Below are 1,821 nucleotides of genomic sequence, written 5' to 3'. Positions count from 1 at the left end.
CTCCCACTATAAAGTAATGTTTTCTCCTGATTTCTCGCTCATTCTCAATATTTCAACTTTGACTGATTAAGAGGTTCAGGTGGAGAATGTAGTCTGCACACCGATTTCCTGTAAGAGCGTAGGCGGGAACAGAGCTTAGGATCGTTTGGTTCCAAAACTGTGGATAATGAGTATGATCGCACAGTGGATCTCCACACTCACCCTTGGGGTTTACCCTCCCATGTCACGCTGGGTCTATGCCCTTACATTCCTTCGTTCTACCTCTCAAGGGGTGGATGCCGATTCTTGCTCCTTTACGGGGTCGTAGCCCTTATGGAATGTAGTTCTTCGGCTTCTCCGGTGCTTCTGTTGTCAAAATTGTACACATGTGAATAACGCGAGATACAGGTAATAGATTGCTTCTTCGCTTTAAGCGGCCATTTGCTTGATCTGGGCTTGCTGAACTGGTCCGATGACGTCGATTGCGTTGTACTCTCGTTGCTTGGTCCCTAGCGTATGCAAGACGCGGATCAGTTTTCCACACAAGGCAATGATGGATTGTTTCTTCTTCAATGGATTCTGACTTCGTGTCGTGTAATGCTGATGCAGCGCCTTAAAGGCTTCATTCTTCGCTACCATCGGCAGTACCGCACGGAACAGTAACGCTCGTAGGCGAGACCGTCCTCGCTTGGTAATCCCTGTCTTGCCCTTGCGCTTACCCGAGCTGTTCTCTTTGAGGTTCAGGCCGGCCAGACGGATGATTTGTTGACCGTGATCGTAGTTGTTGATATCCCCGACTTCGGCCAGAAATCCTGCCACGGTGATCGCTCCAACTCCCGGCACGGTTAGCATCTGAGCCGATCCCGGAATGTTCTCCAAGATCTGCATCACCTGCACCATGATCGCTTCAAGTTGCTCACTGAATAGGTCAAACTGTTGCAGCAGCGTGGTCAGTTCAATTCGAGCTGCTGTTGTACCTTCAGTAAGTCCAATCGATGCTTCGGCCGCGGCACAGAGCTTCTCTGCACGCTTAATCCCTACGCCACGCTTCACTTCAGTCTTCCAATGGGCTAGGACGCCTCTGGTACCGGTAGCGACAATCTCCGCAGGTAGCGGGAACTTCCGCATGGTCATCAGCGATGTCTTGCCGTCCCAATCTTTAAACACGCCTGCGTATTCCGGGAAGAAACGGTCGAACCAATTGCTGATTCGCCCTTTCACTTGCGTCAGGCTGGCCGATACCTTCTCGCGAAGATTCATCAGGATCCGCAGGTCAGCGTATTCCTTTGTCGGCAGCTTAGGTTCCGAATACTTCCCGTTGCGAATCAGGTCGGCAATGACTTTCGCATCTTTGTAGTCACTCTTCGTCGGTGAGTTGTCTTCTAGCTCTTTGGCTTTATTCACATGATGCGGATTCACGACAACGACCTTGATGCCTTGCTCTTCCAGGTAGGCCGCTAACGGGAACCAGTAGTGTCCGGTAGGCTCGATGCCAAAGATGATTTCCGTCTTGGCATGCGCTTGCCCAAGTTCCTTCATCCACGTCGTGAGTTTCATTAGCCCTTCCTGGTCATTATGGAATACACAATCCTTGCCTAACTCAATACCGCGGAAATCTACTGCACGAGCCACGTGAATCTTTTTGGCAATATCTGCGCCGACAACCAATGTGGCTTCATTAATTCGGGTAATGCGTTGATTCTGTTTCTGCTTCATCTTATACTTCATATTGAGCGCCTCTTTCGTATACGGGATTTGTTCTTGTCCGGAACGCTTCCTAGTATAGCAAGTGGCGCTTTTTTGCTCAAAGCTCAAATTACTTCATTACAGGAATGGCTCCTT

Annotated in this window: 1 protein-coding gene; it reads right to left on the bottom strand. The window is 49.7% G+C overall.

Annotation, left to right across the window (positions count from 1 at the left end):
- Positions 1-408: 408 nt before the first annotated feature.
- Positions 409-1,707, bottom strand: coding sequence for an IS110 family RNA-guided transposase (locus L1N85_RS26905; protein ID WP_456238773.1), 1,299 nt, complete (start codon positions 1,705-1,707; stop codon positions 409-411).
- Positions 1,708-1,821: the final 114 nt, after the last annotated feature.

The organism is Paenibacillus alkaliterrae (assembly GCF_021532375.1).
GTDB classification, from domain to species: domain Bacteria; phylum Bacillota; class Bacilli; order Paenibacillales; family Paenibacillaceae; genus Pristimantibacillus; species Pristimantibacillus alkaliterrae.
This window is presented reverse-complemented; position numbering and strand designations above follow the sequence as displayed.